We start from the raw sequence: 20,245 nt of genomic DNA on the forward strand, positions 1-20,245 counted from the left end.
ATGGAAGGAAACAACAGAACCAAAGGAAATTCATGATGAATAAAATTGACGGTTTAATCGCACGTATTCTTGAGGTGACCGGGATTCGGTCCCAGACGGAACTTGCCGATGCCCTTGGCATCAACCGGTCGGGCATTACCCACGCCCGCAGGAAAAATGAGATTCCAGACCGCTGGATTGTAAAACTTTACCGCAAATTCGGTTTAAACCCCGTTTGGATCGAAACCGGGGCTGGCAGGGTCTTTCTTAATGTGGAGACAAGCCAGGATATTGAATTTAAAACCATTCCCAAGGTCAAGGCAAGGCTTTCCGCCGGCTCCGGGTCGTTTGAAACCCTGTCGGATGTGACGGACTATCTGTCCTTTCAGTCACGCTGGCTGACAAGGAAGGGGTCGGCAAACGCCATGGTTGCCATGGAGGTTTTTGGAAACAGCATGGAGCCGGAATTAAGGGCCGGAGACACGGTGTTGATCGACCAGTCCCAGACAGAAATCCTGGCCGGTGCCATTTATGCCCTTGGTATTGAGGATACCATCCTTGTAAAAAGAATTGAAAAACATCCCAACAAGCTGGTGCTTACCAGTGAAAATAGGGATTATCAGCCGATTTTTCTATCCCTTGACGAGGTTGAAAAGGTGAGGATCATCGGCAAGGTGGTGTGGAGCTGCCGGGAGTATCGGTAACTAAAAAATTTTATCCGCCTTGTTTAGTTTTTTCATCAATTGGGTTAAAAACAATACATATGGAGGAGACAATGCAACTTGACAGACAAAGGATTAAAGCCCAGGCCACAATTGCATCGACGGGTTTTTTATGGGTCACAGGGTTGCTGCTGGCCGGCAGTGACAATCCCTTCATGCCATGGACCAACCTTGTGGGCCTCGTGATCTTTTTAGCGGCAACGGTCCTGATGGCAAGGGCAGGGGCCCGGTTTGAACGAGAACCTGTGAAGGACCCTTCTGGTGAAACTTTTGACACCTGTGAAAATATCCTGTTCCCACAAGAAACTAAAAATGGTATTCATGCCTTGAATTCAAAGATGACACCACCTTTCAAAGATAGGAGAAATAAATGGAAGCACCCCAGAGAAATCTTGCCCTTGACCTTGTAAGGGCAACTGAAGCGGCAGCCCTTGCTTCGGGACGTTGGCTTGGCAAGGGAGATAAGGAGAACGGGGACAGGGCAGCGGTTGAGGCCATGCGCATTTCGTTCAAGACCCTTGATATGGATGCCACCGTGATCATAGGCGAAGGGGAAAAGGACAAGGCCCCCATGCTATACAACGGGGAGAGGCTCGGCAATGGCAAGGGACTCAAGGTGGATCTTGCCGTTGATCCGGTTGAGGGAACCAATCTGCTTGCCCTGGGAAGACCCAATGCCATTGCCGTTGTCAGTGCGGCCCCGGCAGGTGCCATGCTCGATCCCGGTCCCAGTTTCTACATGCGAAAACTCGTTGTCCCGGCCCAGGCAAAGGGGTGTGTGGACCTTGATGCACCGGTGGGTGAAAACCTGATCAAGATTGCCCGGGCCCTTGACAAGGATGTTTCAGATCTTGTGGTTTTTGTCCTTGAAAAGCCCAGGCACCAGGGGCTTATTCAGAAAATTCGGGAGACCGGTGCCAGGATACAGCTCCACACAGACGGGGATGTGGCAGGCGCCCTCATGGCCGTGAATCCCGATTCTGGGGTGGATCTGATGATGGGTACCGGCGGCACCCCCGAAGGCGTGCTTGCCGCCTGCGCCATCAAGGCCCTTGGCGGCGAGATGCTCTGCCGGTTTGATCCCCAGCTTGAATCGGAAAAAAGGGCTGTTCTGGATTTTGGCCTGGACCTGAAGACTGTTTTAACGGCTGACACCCTGGTAAAGGGCGATGATGTCTATTTTGCCGCAACCGGGATTTCGGGCGGCACTTTCTTGCGCGGCGTTAGATATACGGGCGGCGGCGCCACGACCCATTCCATTGGCATGCGGGGAAAGACGGGCACCGTGCGCATCCTCGAATCCAGGCACAACTGGGAGAAACTCATGGGTTTCAGTTCGGTCAAATACGATTCCTGACCGGTAAAAATTTCCATGTCCCTTAACCCTGGGTCAGTTTTTCCCTGAGGTTTTTGTACTTCACCAGGGCCGCCAAGGCCCTGGCTCCCCGTTCAGGGCTTGGCAGTACAGGTATCCCCCGGTCCTGGAGCGCCCTGATCAGGCTTGATTCCTTCCGGGCCAGGAACGAGAATCCCACAATCGGCTTTTTGATCTGTTCGCCCAGTGCAGCAATGGCATCTGCCTGCTGAATGATGATCTCTTCCGCCTTGTCCCCGGACATGTCATCTGAAACACCAAGGGCCTCTAATACCACCTGGATCATCCGGCTCGTTGCCAGAAAATAGATGAGCAGTGCATCTGCATTTTCATCGGCCGTCAGTATCTGGGGAATGGTCTGGAAGAAATCAAGGGGTGTCTTGGTAAAGGTTAAATCCACAGGGTTTGCCACACTGGCCGTATGGGGCACATGGGGTTTTAACCGTTCAAGGGTTGCAGCGGTCAGGGCTGGAAGATGAAGACCGTTTCGTCCGCAGGCATCTGCTGCCGCAGCCCCAGGACCGCCTGAATGGGTCTGAACGATCACCCGGTTGCCCTGTATCGGGGGAGAGGCCCCAAGGACATAGCAGAAATCAAACAGCTCTTCAATGGAGCTTGCCCGGATCACCCCGCTTTGGCGAAACACGCCGTTGTAAAGGGGGTCTGGTCCGGCAAGGGCGCCCGTGTGGGAAAAACCGGCCCGTCTGCCTTCATCCGATCCCCCCACATAAAATGCCACAATGGGTTTTTTCGGGACAATGGCCCTTGCCGTGTCGATAAAGGCCCTTCCCCGGCGGATGGATTCAATGTAAAGGGCGATCACCCGTGTATTGGGACATGCGCCCAGGTATGCCATGCAGTCCACAATGTCCACATTGGCCTCATTCCCAATACTGAATCCTGTGCTGAACCCCATGCCCAGGCGGCTCATGTGGGGTGACATCTGGGTGATGAAACTGCCGCTCTGGGATGCCATGCCGATATACCCCCTACCCGCTTCATAGGGAAGAAAGGTGGCGTTGAGGTTGAGGTGGGTGTTGATCACACCGATGCAGTTGGGTCCGAGGAACCGGATTCCATACTTTTCTGCAACGGCCGTGAGTTCGCTCTGCAGCTGTTTTCCTTGTCCGCCCACCTCGTTAAATCCTGCAGAAACAATCACTGCGTGGCGAATTCCCAATTGACCGCAGGCCTCGAGGGTTTCAACGACAACTGGGGTGGGGAGCACGATATATGCCAGATCCGGTATCTCCGGCAGGTCTGACACCCTTTGAAAGGCCTGAAACCCTTTGATCTCACGATCCTTTGGATGAACCGGGTAGATTTTTCCGGCGTATCCCATGGCGCAGATGCAGCCCAGTACGGTTGTGCCCATGGCGGCCAGGTTGTTCGAGGCCCCGAAAAATGCAATGCTTCCAGGGTTTGCAATGGGATAAATTTCACTGTTTTCAATGGATGAAGGTATCATTTTATCGATTTCCCAAAACCACCAGGGCGTCAACGGCTGTAACTTTACCCTGGGGATCGATGATCAGTGGATTAATATCTATTTCTGAGATTTCAGGGTGGTCAAGGGCAATGGCTGCAAGGGCCATGAGGCAGTTGCAGATGGTGTCCATGTCGGCCCGGGCCTGGCCTCGAAACCGGCCAAGCATGGCCGCAGCTTTTAATTCCCGGGCCATGTCAGTCGCTTCTCCACGGTCAAATGGGGCGACCCGGAACACGGAATCCTTGAAGATCTCGGTTGCGATTCCGCCCATTCCCAGCATGATGCAGGCCCCAAACTGGGGATCCCGGGTCATGCCCATGATCAGTTCACGCTGACCATGGATGGCCTCCTGCACAAGGATGCCGTCAATCTCAACGTCAATGCTATCCATAATCGAATCATAGGCATCCCTGACCTGGTCCGGGCCTGTCAGGTTCAGCCGAACACAGTTTTTTTCGCTCTTGTGCATCAGATGGGCAGCGCATGCCTTTAAGACAACGGGATAACCCATGGTTTCTGCGGTGACAACGGCCTCTTTGCAACCGTGGACAAGGGTTTCACGTGTTGTTGGTATACCAAAGGCTTCCAATACTTTTTTTGACTGATGCTCTGAAAGTGCGGGAAGGCCTTCTTCTAATGCGGTTTGAATGATCTCCATGGATTGTGATTCTCCCTTAATCTGTCCTTCGTCGGGATTTCAGTCCCACCGGCCTGTGGGAATATGATAACGAACAGGTGCCCGGTTGATCTTTGTTTTTACCCTTTGGGGTAGCAGAGGAACATTTCCTTGTCAAGGGCAATTAAACGATGTTCTGTTGAATGACTCGGTGTTGATTTCAACTGGATGTTTACTCTTTTTGAGATTCCATATATGGATATGTTATGGTTGCCTGATCAATGACAGGTAAAAACGGGTTGCAATACAATTAAAACGAGGGTATGGGATTGGAAAAGTCGGCAAACAAACAACCGTTGCAAAAGAGAACCAGTACAAGAAGTTTGATTGAACCTTCGGATACCGGACATCTGTTAGAAGCCCTTATCCAGGGCAGGAAATATCAGTTTAAGGTGTTGAATATCTGCCGGGGAGGAATAGGCATGCTTGTGATCAAGGCCCAGAAAGAGGTGCTGCCCCTTTTGAAATCTGGATCAATCATGGACATGGATTATATCAATCCCAAGGGGGTCCTTGGAATTAAGGTTGAATTTCGCCATATCACCCCGCTTATTTCAGGCCCGTACAAGGGGGGGTATTGTGTTGGATTTTCCATGTCCATTTAACGGTATGGCAACAACAGCAATTTTTAATTAGTGTTTGAACGAAAACTCACCCATCTGCGGCGTTGCTGCAAAATCCTGAAATCCTCACGTACAGTAGTACGCTCCGGTTTCAAAATTTCTTGCGCCTTGCATATGGGCAATTTTTCGCTCAAACACAGGTTTTCGGTCAGGCACTAATTAGGATTCCCGGCATGGCCAAAGTACGTTTTTTCTAATCCGGAAAATAATGAAAAACATAAAATTTTCAGGGATTCCTATCATTTTTTCAGGTGAGATGATATATGCTTGGCAAGCATGGATGAAAATTTTAACTCAACTTTCAAACTTCAACTTTGATGCTTGAGGTCAGGCGTGTGATAGTGTGCTTTTGATAATAACTTGCTCCCTTTCCAAGCTTTACAAAAGTACAATAATGAAAGGGTGCCCCCATGTGAACAGCCAATTTCGAAAGCTGAGTTTTCAACCTTTAAAATAATGATGGAATGTTGATTTATAGATGGATAAAATAGAGATTCGAGGCGGAAAGCGCCTGACAGGAGAGGTAAGGATCAGCGGTGCAAAAAATGCAGCGCTTCCCCTGCTTGCCTCATCTATCCTGGTGGATGGTGCAATGACGTTCACCAATGTGCCGGACCTTGTGGATGTTAGAAGTATCAAGATGCTTTTGAGGGATCTGGGTGCAGGATGTGAGGAAGGCGAGGGAACGGTCCTTATTGACGGCTCAGGCATCCATAAAATTGAGGCGGCCTACGAACTTGTCAGGAAGATGCGTGCCTCCATCCTTGTGCTGGGGCCCCTTGTTGCTCGATTCGGCCATGCCAGGGTTTCCCTCCCGGGCGGTTGTGCCATTGGCGCAAGACCCGTGGACATGCACCTAAAGGGGCTAAAAGCCCTTGGGGCGACCATAACCATAGAAAACGGTTATATTGAGGCCAAGGCAGACCGGCTTAAGGGCAATGAAATTTATTTTGATATTCCAACGGTAACCGGAACTGAAAATCTTATGATGGCGGCAACCCTTGCAAAGGGGACCACCGTTTTGAGAAATTGTGCAAGGGAGCCTGAAATTACAGCCCTGGCCAATGCCCTCAATCTCATGGGGGCAAGGGTGACCGGTGCAGGAACGGCCGTTATACGGATCAACGGGGTTGATGGGCTGAGCCCTGCAACCATCCATGTGATTCCCGACAGAATAGAGGCGGGAACGTTTATGGTGGCTGCCGCGGCAACGGGCGGTGATGTCCTTGTCACCGGGTGTGAGCCGGAAAACATGGGGGGCATAATCAACAAACTTCGCCAGACCGGTGCCCTTGTGGAGATTATAGACCATGGGGTGAAGGTGTCAGGGGGAAAGTCAATATTGAGCACAGACATAAAAACCCTTCCCTATCCAGGCTTTCCCACGGATATGCAGGCCCAGTTCATGGTGCTTATGGCCATTTCCCAGGGCAACAGCGTGATCCATGAGACGATTTTTGAAAATCGGTTCATGCATGTCAACGAACTCCAGCGAATGGGCGCAGACATCTCCATATCCGGGGGAAACTATGCCATGGTCCGTGGTGTGAATGCCCTTAGTGGGGCTGAAGTCATGGCATCGGACCTGAGGGCCAGTGCTTCCCTTGTTATTGCAGGGCTGGTTGCCAGGGGGGTGACCACCATCCACCGGGTGTATCACATTGACCGGGGGTATGAGGCTCTGGAGAAAAAATTTTCAGCCTTGGGAGCAGATATCAAACGGGTTAAATAAAGGCTGCCTGAGAATCTGTGTTTGGGCGAAACCTTGCCCATATACAAGGCGCTATAAATTCTAAAACCGGAGTGTTCTACTGTATATAAGGTCCCAGCCTTTTGCAGTAACGCCGCAGATGGGATGGTTTTTGTTTAAACAATAGGCCCGGGAGGAACTCATGGCAAACCCTTGACACCCTTCTCCCTTCCCCCGCTTGTGCCAGTTGGCCTTGCCCTTGGCTGTGGTATTGCAATTGGCAGGCTAATTCCTGGAAGCAAGGGTGTGGAAATTTTCTGCTGTGCCCTTCTTTTCACGGTTCTTGTGATGCGTGTGTTACACGAACTGCCCCTGGGAATCGTTCCAGCGGTTCTTTTTTTTGCAGTGGGCCATTGTCTGATTCAATTCACCGTGTGGCCGGTTTTTTCAGAAAATCATATTGTAAATTTTTGTGATCAAAAAGCAGTGTGGGTCCAAGGCCGGATCGCTTCGGTTCCAGTATCTTCAAACCGTCGTATCCGGTTTGAGCTCAGGGTTGAACAAGCCGGAACGACCCGGTCAACGGCAAAAGCAGCTGTGGGAAAACTGCGGCTTTCGGTCTATTCCCCATGCCCGGATCTTTTAACTGCCCTGGCGTTCAATGACTGCATAGGGTGCAGTTCACCTCTAAGGGAAATCCGTAATTTTAACAACCCCGGTGGGTTTGATTACAGGGGATATATGGGGTTAAAGGGCATTTACTGTACGGGTTGGGTAAAGGGTAATGCCCTTGTCCGGTTGCCCCAGTCACGCAAGTTTCAGCCCATCTGCCTTGCCGTCAATCTGATTCAAGCGTGTCGCAGGCAGTTTGGCCGTCATATCAGACAAAATGTTGAAAATCAGAACGCGGCAGCAGTTTTAACGGCCCTTGTTACAGGGAATCGGCAATGGATCGATCAGGACCTGGGAAATCTCTTTTCACGGGCCGGGGCCAATCATATTCTTGCTATTTCAGGTCTTCACCTCTCGATTGTTGCCCTTGTCTCGTTTAATCTTTTCAACCGCCTGTTCTCTGTTTTTCCTTTGCTCGTGATTTCAGGGGTTGCCCGGAAACTTGCCGCAGTCTTTACCCTGGTACCCCTGATCTTTTATGCGCTGCTTTCAGGGTTTTCTCCCTCCACCCAGAGGGCGTTCACCATGGTCGCCATGGTGATGGTCTGCCTTGCCGTTGAAAAGGAGGCTGATACGGTAAATGCCCTTGCAGCTGCCTTCATCGCTATCCTGATAATTTGGCCGGGTGCGCTTTTTTCCATATCCTTTCAACTTTCTTTTTTTGCGGTTCTCTTTATCCTGGGGGGAATGGCCGTTGTGAAGAAACTGACCGCAGATACAGACACAGGTGGTTCTTTTTTCAACAGGGCAATCAAGAGGGTTGGAATGTTCATGGCGGTCTCCTTGTTTGCCATTCTTGGCACCCAACCCCTGGTGATGCATTATTTTAACCAAATTTCGTTTGCAGGCATTTTCACCAACCTGATTCTCATTCCAGGGGCAGGCTTTCTGGCTCTACCCCTTGGGCTGCTTGCTCTTTTTGTCTACCCTTTTTTCGTGGGGTTGTCAGCCCTTCTGGTGGCCCTGGCAGGTTTTATTCTCGGGTTTTGCATTGATTTTTTAGGGTGGGTTTCTGCCCTTTCCATGGCCTGGTCCCATGCAGTGACGCCGGATTTTGTTGAAATTTCATGTTACTATCTGTTTTGTTTCGGACTTTTCATGGTGTTCAAAAATATGAAGAAAAGAGGGGTTTTGCTTGTGGTTGCGGCCTTTGTTATCTTTTCTGCCAGGGAATATTTCCTGATATTGGACCGTTTTTTCAATAAAAATGTAAATGTCTTTGTCCTTGATGTGGGACAGGGGAGTGCCGCGCTGATCGAAGCGCCCCAAGGAAAGAGGGTGCTGATCGACGGCGGCGGTTTTTCCAGGTTTTCAACCTTTGATACCGGCGAACGCATTGTTGCACCGTTTCTATGGTTTCGAAAGATATTAACCCTGGATGCCGTTGTGCTCACCCATCCTGAGTCAGACCACATGAACGGTCTGATTTACATCATGGACAATTTTAAGGTCGGTCGGTTTATTAAAAATTCAGAAGCGGGAAAGAAGGACAATTATCGGGATCTCATGGCTGTGGTCGAGCACCGCAGAATCAGGGTCGAAATTGTGCCTGGGCTTGAGCGCCTCAACCTTGGTGATGCACAGTTGGAATTTTTATACCCACTGGGCCAAAGATCAGAAAATGCCAATAATAACTCCATTGTGTCAAAATTAACCCATGGTAATATATCCGTTCTTTTTCCCGGGGATATCATGAATGATGCTGAAAAAGAAATTGTCAGGGTAAGGGGGAAAAGGCTTTTATCCACCGTTCTTGTATCTCCCCACCATGGAAGTTCAAGTTCCAGTGGTGGTTTTTTCCTTGATCAAGTCCGGCCCAAGAGTGTAATCATATCCTGTGGTTTTAAAAACCGGTATGGTTTTCCCCATGCCGCGGTTATTGAACGCTACACAAGGCGTGGGTACCGTTTGTTTGAAACAGGCCTTGCAGGTGCCGTTCAGATCATCTCCACGGGCAGTTGTTGTGAAATCATGACCTCAAAAGGAAATAAATTTTGTTTTATCTCTACTTCCTGTTCTCCCTGACAGCATCATTATTGTTGCTCATATCTTTATATGTGAAATGCCCACCAAAGCATCACCCGCTGGAGAGTTTTAAATTTTGTTCTGGCAAGGGCAGAGACCATGATCCGGCCATGCCGGTTATTCAAAATAAGGGCCAGCTGTGGGCGGTTATTGTTGTTTTGTTTGCTCCGGTTACAGCACCATATTTCTTTATTCGGGCGAATTCAGAATCAAGCCTTAAAAAGAAAATTGTATTAGTAACGGTTTTTTATCTTTGTTTCTTTATTGTCTGCACGGGTGAGTTTTATCTTTTTTCCAAGGAAAAGGCCTACCTTGCCATGGCCCGCCATACGCCTGAGGAACGACAGATGATCCAGATGAGCGAAGAACTCATGGCATCTACCATTGCCCTTGACGAGGCCATCAAGGAACTTGAGTCCATGAGCAAGGTGATATCAAAACGCACGGCCATTGGGGAGGCCCTCTCTTTCATCGGTATCGTCCAGGTGAAGATAATTAGGAACAAAAACGATGTTGAACGATTCACCTCCTTTATTCAGTATTACAAAGCGAGCCTTGAAAAAGAAGGGTTCAGGGATTTTCTTTTTATTGAGGACTTTTTTATCAATCCCATTGTAACGGCCTATCTAAAGGGGCTCGAAGAATATCTTGCCGATTTTAAGAGTCTTTTGAATTATACCTTTGACAATTTTGAATACATTGATGCGAAAAGTCCCCTGGAACTTAAGAACTATGATGCCTATTACTTGAATTACAGACGGTCGGTGGACAGGTATAGTCTTCTTTGTACCCAGCGCATCAAGTTTCAGAGAAGCCTTCTTGAAAAGCACCCCGGTCTTGAACGATACCTGCCCACCATGATTCAGACTGATTTTCTCAAGGTCTGGGAGTAGTCCCGTTTCCCGGAATAGGCAAGAAAGGGGATGATGACCCGATTCTTGTTTCCGCCAAGGGCATCGTAGGTGAGGCTCAGAACCGGAACGCCTGTTTTCCTCTCAATGGCTGCGGCCATGGCTTCGGTGACAAGGCCGGGACAGCAGTAGGAGGGGTTGGTTTGGACAAACAGGGCAAGATCTGGGTGCTCCTTTGTGATGTAATGGATCTTGAGCAGGTTGTCCATGGATTCACCCGTGTGCTCGGGCAGAACACCATAGTCCTCAAGCACCTGTTTAAAATTGTCGGTATACTCGATTTCAGGCTCATTTAAAAGGGGCTGAAAGTAGCGGTAATAGCGTTTCTCCATTTTTTTCATTGTTGCAAGAAGTGCCCGCGTTGAAATCAGACTCATGTATTTGCCCTCGTTAAACCATTTTTTAAAATAGGGCTCTGCGATCATCTTGGCAAACCTGTAGTAGGGGGTGGTGACAACTTCTCCGCCGTTTGCCTCAATGTAATGGACAAGATCCTGGTTCATTACATTGTTGTCCCGGACGTAGAAATCACCAAAAACGGCAACCTTTGGCCGTTGCTCTTTTTTTACGTCCACCCAGGCAAGAAGGCTCACTGCCTCGGCAAGGGCGTCCTCCTTTGTGCGTTTGCCTTCAAAGGCAGGGACCAGTATTTCAATGGCCTTTGAAAGGGCCTTGTCCGTAGCACCTTTGACTGTTTCATAGGGTCTTATCTTGCACCCTGCGCTTCTTAGGAGGCCTGCGAACATGTGCGCAAAGTAGCAGTTGATCCCAGCCTTTATGCTGACATCAATGAACGAGAGTTCTCCCCTGTAGATTCCGGCTTTTTCCATACCGTTGCCTGCCCGGTTCACGATGGTTTTGATGTGGTGGGCATACATCTTTATGTTGCAGGCGATATCTGATTTGCTCAACCATAAAAGGGTGTCGGCTGGATCAAGGCCATGGTTTTCAATGGTTTTGATGTACCCGCTTGCAATGGCATTCAAGGGGATACACTGGCCTGTATTGGTGGCAAGACTCTGTTTGATGGTTTCCTGAGTCTCGTCCATGAGGATGGCATTTAAGCCTTCACCCCTCAGTGTGGCTACCAGAAAAGCGCCGGTGATGGAATCCCAGTTGGGAACCACCAGGTTTTTTTTGCCGGGTTTGTCCTTAATATCGGGGTTTAGGTGCCCAAGGGGTACTGTGGCGGGAATTTTGCCGTAGTGGCTGTGGTTTCTGAAGGCACGGATGGCTGCCTCGATCCGGGTCTCATACCCCACGCTTGAATCGTGTTCGTCAAGTTCCAGTACAAGGTAGGGCTTGTCATGGGCCTCCATGATTTGTTTGAAATAATTGACGGTGAACGAATCTGGCGAGCACTTGAACGAGGTGACAAACACGGGATACAGGTTGTCTGTTTGGGCCGCCAGAAGGGTTGCCCTCAAAATGGTTGTCGCATGTTTCCAGTGGATCTCTTTTAAAAGTGGGGCAATGGGACTTATATCCACCCCGTCAAGGTCGACCATGTCCTGGAAAAAAAGGTTGACCTTGAGTGAGGAAAAGATATCCGGGATTTTTGAGTTAAGCGAATCGGAAAGGACGGTATAGGGTCTTCCAATCACTAATACGTCAATGTCTGACCCTTTGGCACCATTGTCCGTGTATATTTTTTTCAAGGCTGTTCCAGCGGTTTTTTTCCATTCAACGGCCTTGTCAAAGGCCGAGGAGATGTCAAAAAAACTGATCCTGGTGGGTGAAATCTGTTTCAGGGCTTTGTAGAGTTCAAGCTTGGTGTGAAAGCTTGTGTAAAGATATTTGATCACCGGTGACACCAGGCGGTCTTTGTCCATGCCGGCAATGTTTGACACCACACTTGGCAGATACTGGGTGTAATAGCAGTACTGGCGTCTTGTCGATTTATCCTTTTCCGCCTTATCCTTGTCTTCAAAGTAAAAGGGCAGAAAGATGTAGTCGGCCTTTGTCAGAAGATGGGATACATGGCCGTGCATGGCGGTCATGGGCGTACAGAACTCGGCATTGGCAACGCTTTTCCCAAGGGCTACGTCGTTTTTGAAACCTTTGCTTGTGACGGTCTTGATCTTTAAAAGGCTGAAAAATAATTGCCACATTTCAAGGTCCTCCACAAGGTAAAGGCCTGCGGGAATTCCCAGGGTGAACCCCGAGTCAGGGAGGGGGGATTCCGGCAGTTTCAACGCTGGTTTCCTTGACCGGATCAGGTGGAAATGTTCCTGCTTTGCCACGTAATGTTCATCCTTGTAATCCCTGCCGCAGAGAAAGCCAAAGGCCACGGTTTCATGGTTGATGTCGGCAATGGTGAGCTTGCAGTGGTTCATGCACAGCTTGCAGGTTTCCTGGCGGACGGGGATGGGGGTCTTCCACAGGTCAAAGCCCCTGAACTGTTTCTGGTTAACGCCCTGGTCCTTGAGTGTCAGGGCCACGCCCAGAGCCCCTGTGAGATGGCAGTATCTGGATACGTGAATCGGTTTTTTAAGCTTCTGCTCAAAGGCTGCAACCAAGGCCCGGTTTTTTGCCGTTGCTCCCTGGAAAAGGACAGTGCTGCCGATCTTGCTAATGGATGCCACTTTGGTGAGGTAGTTGTCCCGCACCGAGTGAAGGGCCGATGCCAGTACCTGGTTCACGTTGTACCCTTCGGATAAAAAGTGGTTCATGTCCCGCTCCATGAAAACCGTACACCGATCGCTTGATACAGGAGATGAGACCCCCAGGGTTCTTGTTGAGTATGCGTCAAGGGGGCAGTCAAGCTTTAATGCCTGCTCCTCGATAAAACTGCCCGTGCCAGCGGCACAGACCGTGTTCATGAACGAGGAGGTGACCATGCCGTTTTTCATGGTGGTGAACTTGGCATCCTGACCGCCGATTTCGATGATGGTATCGACGTCTGGGTTGAGTTCATGGGCAGCCCGTGCGTGGGCTGTGATTTCATCCAGAACAAGATCGGCATTGATGATGCCGCCCGACAGCTTTCTGCCGGAACCCGTGGTGCCGCACCCGAGTATGGTGATGGACAGTCCATTGTCGTTGATGAACGCGTCCATGGCACGTATGATTTTTTGAACCGCATTGACGGGCTTTGATGCGGTCCTTGCGTAAAATCCGGCAATCACTGTTCCCTTGCCGGTGATTAGAACGGCCTTAGTGCTTGTGGATCCCACATCCATGCCAAGGTAGCCGGTTTGTATCTCCACGGTTTCTGGGTCGACATAGATGTCGATTTCAACACCGTTTTGAACAAAAGAGTTAAAACTTTTAAATTCTGGATAGTCGGAAAGGGTTAAATCCAAAGGGGGATAGGTGTGATTGTTTGATCCCGTTGATGGGATGAAAATGTCGGTTATCCCGGCATAGGGGTGATTGCCTTTTTTAATGAGGTCAACCTTTTCAACTCCTGCCAGGGCAGCCCCCACCGCACCATAGAGATGGGAGTTTCCATCACATACAAGGGGGGCCTTGATCAACGATGACAGATGGGCCCGGACCGACTCGTTTTTGGAGACCCCACCGCAGAAGATAACGGGTGTCCGGATGTCACCGAATGTGAACACCGTGTTGAAAATATTTCTGCTGAGGCCCTGGCAGAGCCCTTCTGAAATCTGGGCAATGGAAAAACCCTCCTGCTGGGCATGGATCAGGTCTGTTTTTGCAAATACAGCACACCGTGTGGCAATGTCTGGGATTGCTTCAGTGTTCTGGGCTGCGGCCCGGCTTAATTGTTCGGCTGTCTCAAGTTCAAGCCTGCGTGCCTGCTGGTCAAGGAAGCTGCCAGTTCCTGCCGCACACGAGGTGTTTGTCCTTGATCCAGAGTAGTTGCCGTTTTCATCAAAAAGGCTCAAGGAAAATTTCTCACCGCCAACATTGAGGATGGATCCTATTTTTTTGCCGTGGATATGCTTGGCAGCGCCAATGATGGCCACTTGGTCGTCGATCTCAACATCCCGTTTGATGGATTGGGGAGTGGATGTGGTTGCAGCAATGAGGGCGACCCTGGAAAGATCAATTGCGTCAAGGGTCTTTTCAAGGGCGGTTGGAATGTCTCCATGGTGGAAAACAGATGCTGAACCGGTCAACCCCCGGTTAGATCCCATGGTGACGATTGAAACCGATACAGAACCGATGTCAATGCCCAGAACAGTTGATGAATTCATTTAAAGTTTCTCCTTGATTTCATTCCAGAATTCGGTGATTCCTCGCTGCCATCCCTGGATAAACAGTCGTACGTGCTTGTCAGTGAGCTGGTCTCTTTCACTGATCGGGGCAAAACAGGGTGCAAGCCGTTCGTCATTGGCCAGGGCCGTTACTGATTCAAGGGCAAGGGCATACATGAGGTCATCGTAGTGGGCGCTTTTTGCCCATTGAAACCCTTCGATTCTCCCGTTTTCCAGGAAATTACCCTCGGAGACTCTCTTCTCCCTCCTGAGCCGTTCAATGGTCTCGGACATTGAGGTATCTTCTTGGAACCGCCGCTGGAATTCTTCTTTCTTTAGAATGGCTTCAGCAAGGGCATCCTGGAACATTTTTGAAAGGTTAAACGATTGCCTCCACTCTTCCATTTTTTCGTGGAGCAGATCGGGTATGCTCAAGGTTATCTTACGTGCCATAATTCTAATCCGTAGTGTTAGGTGTTGGTTGTTGTTAAATTGCGTTTTTAATGCGTGATTTTGCTTTTAGTATGTACTCTTTTTTTAATACGTATTCCAAAATAAAGGTGGTGTCAATGGAAAATGCGGATAAATACGCTTTTGTTTTGTGGGGGGATCTGTTATATGATACGCTAATTATTTTTTGAGATTACCAAGGTATTTACTGACAAAGGACACTGGATACTAATACAACCCACAAACGGGTAAAATGGCAGGAAATTCCATTGAAATCAAAGATTAACGAATTTACTGGTAGGGTAGGGGCTCTTGGATCAAATACCCTGGACTTTGTTCAAGGCATTGGAAGGGCCTGGCTGTTTCTTTCCCAGGGATTGTTCCAGCTCCTGATACCGCCGTTTCAACTGTCCAAGATTATTGAGCACATCTGGTTTATCGGTATGAAATCCATGATGGTGATCATTCTGACCGGAATTTTTACCGGCATGGTTCTTGGCCTGCAGGGGTACTACACCCTTGTGCGTTTCGGCAGTGAGGGGATGCTTGGTTCGGCCGTGGCCCTTACCCTGATCCGGGAGCTCGGGCCTGTGCTGACGGCCATTATGGTGACGGCAAGGGCCGGGTCTGCCATGGCTGCCGAACTTGGGGTGATGCGCATATCCCAGCAGATAGATGCCCTTGATACCATGGATATTAATCCTGTTCGGTATCTGTTTACGCCACGGATCATTGCCGCAGTCATCAGCTTTCCACTGCTTACGGCCCTGTTTGATGTGATCGGAATCTTTGGCGGTTACCTTACCGGCTCTCTGATGCTCGGTATAAATTCAGGTATTTACCTGTTCAGGGTCGAGGAGAGTGTCCTCATGACCGATGTCACGGGCGGTTTTGTGAAATCCCTTGTGTTTTCCCTTGTGGTGACAACCGTGTGCTGCAGTCGGGGCTATTTTACACATCTGCACAGGGGGGGAGGGTTTGGCGCCAAGGGGGTGAGTTTTTCCACCACAACGGCCGTTGTCAATTCCTGTGTTCTTGTCCTTGTGTGTGACTACGTTATAACCTATTTATTGCTCTAGGGGCATCATGGTAAAGCCGTTTATTGAATTTAAGGATGTCAGAAAGCGTTTTGGTTTAAATTTTGTGATGCAGGGGGTTAATCTCTCCATATACAAAGGAGAGATCACCGTTGTCATTGGCAAGAGCGGGTGCGGAAAAAGTGTTCTTTTGAAACATATCATCGGCCTTGAAACACAGGATTCCGGGTCCATTATCATGGCAGGTGAAGATCTGTCAGCCATGGACAAAGGTGCAAGAAAGCGTTTTAAGCGAAAAACCAGTTATATGTTTCAGGACAACGCGCTTTTTGACTCATTGAATATTTTTGAAAACATTGCCCTTCCCCTGACCGAAGGGCTTGGATTATCAAAAAACGAGACCCGTGAACGTGTGATGTCACGCATGGAGCAGCTCGAAATTTCGGGCATTGAGGGTCGCTATCCTGCCGAGCTTTCCGGCGGAATGAAAAAACGTGTGGCCCTGGCCCGGGCCCTTGTAACTGAACCGGATGTGGTGCTGTTTGATGAACCCACAACCGGTCTTGATCCAGTGAGGAAAAATGCCGTCCATGCCATGGTTCAGGAGTACCAGCGGCGGTTCGGGTTCACAGCCGTTGTGGTGAGCCACGAAATTCCCGACATTTTTAAAATAGCCCAGCGGGTTGCCATGCTGGATAAAGGTAAAATTATTTTCCAGGGCAGCCCGGACGAGATCCGGCATTCGACCCTGGAAGAGGTGAGTTCCTTTATCAATGGCATAGGAATGGAAGAGGACAAATGAACGAGGAGCAGAAGAGGAGCAGAAATAGATGAAAAAAACAACCGTTGAGCTTTATGTGGGTTTCTTTGTGATTATCGGGCTCGTTTGTTGTGCCTATATTGTGGTTCAACTGGGCGGACTGAGGATCAACCAGGGGGATCAATATACGCTCAATGCCTTCTTTGGCTCGGTGGCAGGGCTCAAGCCCGGCGCAGATGTAGAAATGGCAGGTGTTGCCGTTGGTCAGGTGGCTTCAATTTCCCTTGACCGGGAACGTTTTGTGGCAAAGGTTGAGATAAGTCTTGATAAGAAAATCCTTTTAAGTGAGGATGTTATCGCGTCTGTTAAAACCTCCGGGATCATTGGCGACAAGTATATCAATCTTTCTCCAGGTGGATCTGAAACCACCCTTTCTCCGGGGGGCACTATTTTTCATACTGAATCAGCCCTGGATCTTGAATCCCTTGTGAGCAAGTATATTTTTTCCGGCAAAGAGTAAAGCGCTCTTGTGTCAAAAACGATGGGAGCTGAAATGATTAAAAAAATTGTTTTTATAATTGTCATGGTGATGATCTGTGCAGGATCAACCTTCAGTCTGGCCCAGGCCCAGGAGGAATTGCCGGGCGTTGTTCTAAAACGCTGTATTGATGATGTTATCCTGATCCTGAATGAGCCGGTTGAAACAACCGACGCAGGGTTGGTCCACAGGAACCAGCGACTCTTTGATAAGGCCGGCGAGGTTTTTGATTTTGCAAGTCTTTCCATGGGAGCCCTTGGCAGCAACTGGCGAAGATTCAGCCCGATACAGAGGACTGAATTTATAGGTCTTTTTTCCCATGTGGTGGCGGACAGCTATTTTTCAAGAATGGAAGGCCATGACTTTGCTGATGTTTTGATCTCCTATGACGAGGCACAAATGCTGCCCCCGACAAGTTCGGGTGTGCGCCGGGCGGACATTCCAACCCTTGTCTCCCATAATGGTGTCAAAACCCCGGTGGTCTACAGGATGCTTGAAAAAAATTCTGCTTGGAAGGTCTACGATGTGATCATAGAAGGGGTGAGCATGGTGGCAAATTACCGGGAGCAGTACAGGGTAAGGTTCATGGACACACCTGAAAGCATGATTGCAGAACTCAAAAAAAAGGTTGCTAAATGAGATATATTATTTTTACGCTGTTGATCGTTGCCCTGGCCCTTCCTGCTTCTGCCCTGGCCAAGGATCAGGATGTGGGTGACCTGTTCGGGGATTACAATGAGGTTGAGAAAGAGCAGTCCGTGGCAGACCCCATTGCTGGGTTTAACAAGCTCATGTACCGGTTCAATGATAAGGTTTATTTCTGGGTGTACAAACCCGTGGCAACCGGATATGGCCGTGTGGTTCCGCAACCGGTCAGGATCGGTATTGGCAACATATTTGACAACCTCATGTTTCCTGTTCGGTTTGTGAACTCTCTGTTGCAGGGAAAAGTAAGGGGTGCCGAGTCCGAGGTGGGGATTTTTGTGCTCAACTCAACCGTGGGTCTTCTGGGCTTTTTCTCCGTTGCCCAGGATCATTTTAAATTGAAAAACTCAAAGGAAGACCTGGGTCAGACCTTTGGCGTTTGTCACATAAACGAGGGATTTTACATTGTTCTTCCCTTTCTGGGGCCTTCAACCCTCAGGGATCTTGTTGGTGACGTGGGCGATCGGTTTATCACCCCATTGTCCTATGTTACCCCGTTGGAAGCATCCCTGGGGCTTACGGCCTTTGAAACGGTCAACGATCTCTCCCTTAAACTGGGTTACTACGAGTCGTTTAAGCAGGCGGCAGTGGATCCCTATGTGTCCATGAAGGACGCCTATATCCAGCTCAGACGCAAGCGAATTTCACAATAGGCCTTCTCTGTTGCTGGTTTTACAGGTCCTCCCGCCGGTTGGGCAGGAAATACCGCATCCTGTGTCCTTTGATCTGTTCAAGAAGGGCGCTGTCAAGATCCACGATCAACAGCTCATCCCTGTCTGCCAGAAGGTGGGAGATGATGTTTCCATCCGGTCCAATGGCCACGGCAACGCCGGGAAAGCTTCGGTGGTTGCCGTGGTTGCCGACCTGGTTGCAGGCAAGTACAAACACAGAGTTGTCAAAGGCCCTTGCCGTTAAGTGACGGAGCCAGGAGTCAAGTTTTCCCTGGGGTGTTCCCCTGGGCGATGCATGGGGGAAAAAGAGGACTTCAGCACCCTTCAGGGCCATGCGAGTGGAAAGTTCAGGAAAATGAGCATCGTAGCAGACTTGAATGCCGAAATTGACAGTGTCCGTTTGAAAGGTGGTGATGGTTGTGCCCGGTGTAAACACCTTTTTTTCCGGCGGCGGGATGTGAAGTTTTCGGTAGACCCCGAGTGTACCGTCGGCCATGGCCGCCACATGGGTGGAAAAGAGGTGGCCGGCATTGTCCTTTTCCGCCATGCCTGCTAAAAGGGTAATTTTGTTTTCAATACTTGCGTCTATCAGGGCCTTGGTCAGGGCACCGGGAATGGTTGTTGCGGTGGATATGAGTTGTTTTCCAAGGGAGTATCCCGTGAGGTTGAGTTCGGGAAAAAGAACAATTTCAGCCCCCCTCCTGGCAGCCATGCCGGCAAGTTCAAGACAGGTCTCCAGGTTGACCCTGGAATTTCCCGGAACGGATTTCTGGATGACAAGTGCAACCCTGACTGGTTTCATACCTTGAACTTGGCGCTGATCTTGAACATATGGGTGGCGGGAAGGTTGAGAATATCGGTAACACCCGTGGCAGCTGAGATCTGTCTGAGGCTCTCCTCAATGGTTTCCCTGGCAGGGGCGATAAAGGTGAACCAGACGTTGTAGGTATGGTTTCTCATGTAGTTGTGGGTGACGCCGGTATAGGCGTTGACCGTTCGAGTGAAAAGGTCCAGTTTTTTTCTGGCCACCCTTGCTGCACAAAGGGTCGAGTAGAATCCAAGTCGATCTGGGCTGAAATTGCCACCGATGCGTCGAATAATGCCCTGTTTCTTGAGGTGCTTTACCCGGGATATGATGTCCTTTTCTGAGAGTCCAAGTTCGGTTGCAAGCGCCCTGAAGGGTCTTGGTTCAATGGGGAACAGATCCTGGATTCTATTGATTATTCTTTTGTCAACCGCATCTAACTGGGTCATGCATGGGCTCCTTAACTCAAAAAAGGCCCTGCATAAAAATGCAGGGCCTTTTAGCGGTCATGAATATAATTTATCAGATCAAAACTTTGATTTTATACACATCCGGTAGGCTTGGGAAGACCGGCCATCTTGCAGGCGCCCTTGCCAGGTCCTGAGGGGAACAGCTCATAGATATGTTTGAGTTTGTATTTGGTGAGCTTGGAAAGAACCCGAACCATGGGTGCAATTCCGTTTTTCTCATAGTAGTCCTGAAGAACGTTAACCACTTTCCAGTGCTCGTCGTTCATCTCATCGATGCCTTCTTGCTGACGAACATACTCAACCCACTCTTTGTCAAAAGTTTTATAGTCAAGCAGAAATCCATCTTCATCAATTTCGAATGATTTTCCATTCATCTCAACTGTTGCCATGAAACTACCTCCTGTAAAGAATAAAAAGTTTTCTATAAGCAAGACTTGCCGTCTCTTTAGAATTTAATTTTTTGACAATAGACCACCAACAC

Annotated in this window: 19 protein-coding genes; 12 read left to right on the top strand and 7 right to left on the bottom strand. The window is 49.4% G+C overall.

The window, feature by feature from the left end:
- The first annotated feature begins 32 nt into the window (after positions 1-32).
- From HRM2_RS10825 to glpX, 3 genes are all read left to right on the top strand, one after another.
- On the top strand, positions 33-683 hold the full coding sequence (locus tag HRM2_RS10825; RefSeq protein WP_015904054.1) for a LexA family transcriptional regulator: 651 nt from the start codon (positions 33-35) through the stop codon (positions 681-683).
- Positions 684-754: 71 nt separating this feature from the next.
- A complete protein-coding gene (locus tag HRM2_RS10830; protein WP_041273204.1) occupies positions 755-1,111 on the top strand; it encodes a hypothetical protein in 357 nt (118 codons plus the stop codon).
- Positions 1,072-2,058 (top strand): class II fructose-bisphosphatase, encoded by a 987-nt coding sequence (gene glpX / locus HRM2_RS10835; protein ID WP_015904056.1) that lies wholly within the window; start codon positions 1,072-1,074, stop codon positions 2,056-2,058. The genes HRM2_RS10830 and glpX overlap by 40 nt, the downstream gene beginning before the upstream one ends.
- Before the next feature lie 22 nt (positions 2,059-2,080).
- Here glpX and HRM2_RS10840 read toward each other — a convergent pair whose 3' ends face one another.
- On the bottom strand, positions 2,081-3,544 hold the full coding sequence (locus tag HRM2_RS10840) for an acetate--CoA ligase family protein (RefSeq protein ID WP_015904057.1): 1,464 nt from the start codon (positions 3,542-3,544) through the stop codon (positions 2,081-2,083).
- A gap of 1 nt (position 3,545) precedes the next feature.
- Complete coding sequence (locus HRM2_RS10845; protein WP_015904058.1) at positions 3,546-4,223, bottom strand: acetate--CoA ligase family protein; 678 nt, start codon at positions 4,221-4,223, stop codon at positions 3,546-3,548.
- A gap of 281 nt (positions 4,224-4,504) precedes the next feature.
- Here HRM2_RS10845 and HRM2_RS10850 point away from each other — a divergent pair, with 281 nt between their 5' ends.
- The 4 genes from HRM2_RS10850 to HRM2_RS10865 all read left to right on the top strand — a co-directional run bounded on the left by HRM2_RS10850 (position 4,505) and on the right by HRM2_RS10865 (position 10,144).
- Positions 4,505-4,846: a hypothetical protein gene (locus HRM2_RS10850; protein WP_015904059.1), complete on the top strand. Its 342-nt coding sequence runs from the start codon at positions 4,505-4,507 to the stop codon at positions 4,844-4,846.
- Between the two features lie 496 nt (positions 4,847-5,342).
- Positions 5,343-6,596 (top strand): UDP-N-acetylglucosamine 1-carboxyvinyltransferase, encoded by a 1,254-nt coding sequence (gene murA / locus HRM2_RS10855; RefSeq protein WP_015904060.1) that lies wholly within the window; start codon positions 5,343-5,345, stop codon positions 6,594-6,596.
- 171 nt (positions 6,597-6,767) lie between these two features.
- Complete coding sequence (locus tag HRM2_RS10860; RefSeq protein ID WP_049770436.1) at positions 6,768-9,251, top strand: DNA internalization-related competence protein ComEC/Rec2; 2,484 nt, start codon at positions 6,768-6,770, stop codon at positions 9,249-9,251.
- Between the two features lie 110 nt (positions 9,252-9,361).
- Complete coding sequence (locus HRM2_RS10865) at positions 9,362-10,144, top strand: hypothetical protein (RefSeq protein ID WP_015904062.1); 783 nt, start codon at positions 9,362-9,364, stop codon at positions 10,142-10,144.
- Here the strand turns inward: HRM2_RS10865 and HRM2_RS10870 are convergent.
- Together HRM2_RS10870 and HRM2_RS10875 are read right to left on the bottom strand one after the other, a co-directional pair.
- On the bottom strand, positions 10,114-14,328 hold the full coding sequence (locus HRM2_RS10870) for an acyl-CoA dehydratase activase (RefSeq protein ID WP_015904063.1): 4,215 nt from the start codon (positions 14,326-14,328) through the stop codon (positions 10,114-10,116). The genes HRM2_RS10865 and HRM2_RS10870 overlap by 31 nt on opposite strands.
- The gene (locus tag HRM2_RS10875; RefSeq protein WP_015904064.1) at positions 14,329-14,781 is read right to left on the bottom strand and encodes a hypothetical protein; all 453 of its coding nucleotides are present in this window, start codon (positions 14,779-14,781) and stop codon (positions 14,329-14,331) included.
- Between the two features lie 266 nt (positions 14,782-15,047).
- Here HRM2_RS10875 and HRM2_RS10880 point away from each other — a divergent pair, with 266 nt between their 5' ends.
- From HRM2_RS10880 to HRM2_RS10900, 5 genes are read left to right on the top strand one after another with little or no spacing between them, the layout of a single operon-like run.
- The gene (locus HRM2_RS10880; protein ID WP_015904065.1) at positions 15,048-15,857 is read left to right on the top strand and encodes an MlaE family ABC transporter permease; all 810 of its coding nucleotides are present in this window, start codon (positions 15,048-15,050) and stop codon (positions 15,855-15,857) included.
- A 7-nt stretch (positions 15,858-15,864) separates the two neighbouring features.
- Positions 15,865-16,617, top strand: a complete 753-nt coding sequence (locus tag HRM2_RS10885; RefSeq protein WP_015904066.1) for an ABC transporter ATP-binding protein — start codon at positions 15,865-15,867, stop codon at positions 16,615-16,617.
- Between the two features lie 28 nt (positions 16,618-16,645).
- Entirely contained in the window at positions 16,646-17,095 is a 450-nt protein-coding gene (gene mlaD, locus HRM2_RS10890) for an outer membrane lipid asymmetry maintenance protein MlaD (RefSeq protein ID WP_015904067.1), read from the top strand.
- Positions 17,096-17,128: 33 nt separating this feature from the next.
- Entirely contained in the window at positions 17,129-17,752 is a 624-nt protein-coding gene (locus HRM2_RS10895; RefSeq protein WP_015904068.1) for an MlaC/ttg2D family ABC transporter substrate-binding protein, read from the top strand.
- Positions 17,749-18,471 carry an MlaA family lipoprotein gene (locus HRM2_RS10900; protein WP_015904069.1) on the top strand — a complete coding sequence of 241 codons (723 nt, stop codon included), beginning with the start codon at positions 17,749-17,751 and terminating at the stop codon, positions 18,469-18,471. Before HRM2_RS10895 ends, HRM2_RS10900 begins: the two co-directional genes overlap by 4 nt.
- Positions 18,472-18,490: 19 nt before the next feature.
- Here the strand turns inward: HRM2_RS10900 and HRM2_RS10905 are convergent, their stop codons facing one another.
- The 3 genes from HRM2_RS10905 to HRM2_RS10915 all read right to left on the bottom strand — a co-directional run bounded on the left by HRM2_RS10905 (position 18,491) and on the right by HRM2_RS10915 (position 20,153).
- Complete coding sequence (locus HRM2_RS10905; RefSeq protein WP_015904070.1) at positions 18,491-19,291, bottom strand: nitrilase-related carbon-nitrogen hydrolase; 801 nt, start codon at positions 19,289-19,291, stop codon at positions 18,491-18,493.
- Positions 19,288-19,743, bottom strand: a complete 456-nt coding sequence (ahbA, locus tag HRM2_RS10910) for a siroheme decarboxylase subunit alpha (protein WP_015904071.1) — start codon at positions 19,741-19,743, stop codon at positions 19,288-19,290. The genes HRM2_RS10905 and ahbA overlap by 4 nt, the downstream gene beginning before the upstream one ends.
- 92 nt (positions 19,744-19,835) lie before the next feature.
- Positions 19,836-20,153 carry a TusE/DsrC/DsvC family sulfur relay protein gene (locus HRM2_RS10915; protein WP_015904072.1) on the bottom strand — a complete coding sequence of 106 codons (318 nt, stop codon included), beginning with the start codon at positions 20,151-20,153 and terminating at the stop codon, positions 19,836-19,838.
- Positions 20,154-20,245: the final 92 nt, after the last annotated feature.

It is taken from the genome of Desulforapulum autotrophicum HRM2 (assembly GCF_000020365.1).
GTDB lineage: Bacteria > Desulfobacterota > Desulfobacteria > Desulfobacterales > Desulfobacteraceae > Desulforapulum > Desulforapulum autotrophicum.

Excerpts from the sequence above, each read along its gene's own strand:
- HRM2_RS10865 (WP_015904062.1), top strand. The coding sequence starts at position 9,362 with ATGCCGGTTATTCAAAATAAGGGCCAGCTGTGGGCGGTTATTGTTGTT.
- HRM2_RS10900 (WP_015904069.1), top strand. The coding sequence starts at position 17,749 with ATGAGATATATTATTTTTACGCTGTTGATCGTTGCCCTGGCCCTTCCT.
- HRM2_RS10825 (WP_015904054.1), top strand. The coding sequence starts at position 33 with ATGATGAATAAAATTGACGGTTTAATCGCACGTATTCTTGAGGTGACC.
- HRM2_RS10850 (WP_015904059.1), top strand. The coding sequence starts at position 4,505 with ATGGGATTGGAAAAGTCGGCAAACAAACAACCGTTGCAAAAGAGAACC.
- HRM2_RS10885 (WP_015904066.1), top strand. The coding sequence starts at position 15,865 with ATGGTAAAGCCGTTTATTGAATTTAAGGATGTCAGAAAGCGTTTTGGT.
- HRM2_RS10870 (WP_015904063.1), bottom strand. The coding sequence starts at position 14,328 with ATGAATTCATCAACTGTTCTGGGCATTGACATCGGTTCTGTATCGGTT.
- HRM2_RS10915 (WP_015904072.1), bottom strand. The coding sequence starts at position 20,153 with ATGGCAACAGTTGAGATGAATGGAAAATCATTCGAAATTGATGAAGAT.
- murA (WP_015904060.1), top strand. The coding sequence starts at position 5,343 with ATGGATAAAATAGAGATTCGAGGCGGAAAGCGCCTGACAGGAGAGGTA.
- HRM2_RS10875 (WP_015904064.1), bottom strand. The coding sequence starts at position 14,781 with ATGGCACGTAAGATAACCTTGAGCATACCCGATCTGCTCCACGAAAAA.
- HRM2_RS10895 (WP_015904068.1), top strand. The coding sequence starts at position 17,129 with ATGATTAAAAAAATTGTTTTTATAATTGTCATGGTGATGATCTGTGCA.
- HRM2_RS10905 (WP_015904070.1), bottom strand. The coding sequence starts at position 19,291 with ATGAAACCAGTCAGGGTTGCACTTGTCATCCAGAAATCCGTTCCGGGA.
- HRM2_RS10840 (WP_015904057.1), bottom strand. The coding sequence starts at position 3,544 with ATGATACCTTCATCCATTGAAAACAGTGAAATTTATCCCATTGCAAAC.
- HRM2_RS10845 (WP_015904058.1), bottom strand. The coding sequence starts at position 4,223 with ATGGAGATCATTCAAACCGCATTAGAAGAAGGCCTTCCCGCACTTTCA.
- ahbA (WP_015904071.1), bottom strand. The coding sequence starts at position 19,743 with ATGACCCAGTTAGATGCGGTTGACAAAAGAATAATCAATAGAATCCAG.
- HRM2_RS10830 (WP_041273204.1), top strand. The coding sequence starts at position 755 with ATGCAACTTGACAGACAAAGGATTAAAGCCCAGGCCACAATTGCATCG.
- mlaD (WP_015904067.1), top strand. The coding sequence starts at position 16,646 with ATGAAAAAAACAACCGTTGAGCTTTATGTGGGTTTCTTTGTGATTATC.
- glpX (WP_015904056.1), top strand. The coding sequence starts at position 1,072 with ATGGAAGCACCCCAGAGAAATCTTGCCCTTGACCTTGTAAGGGCAACT.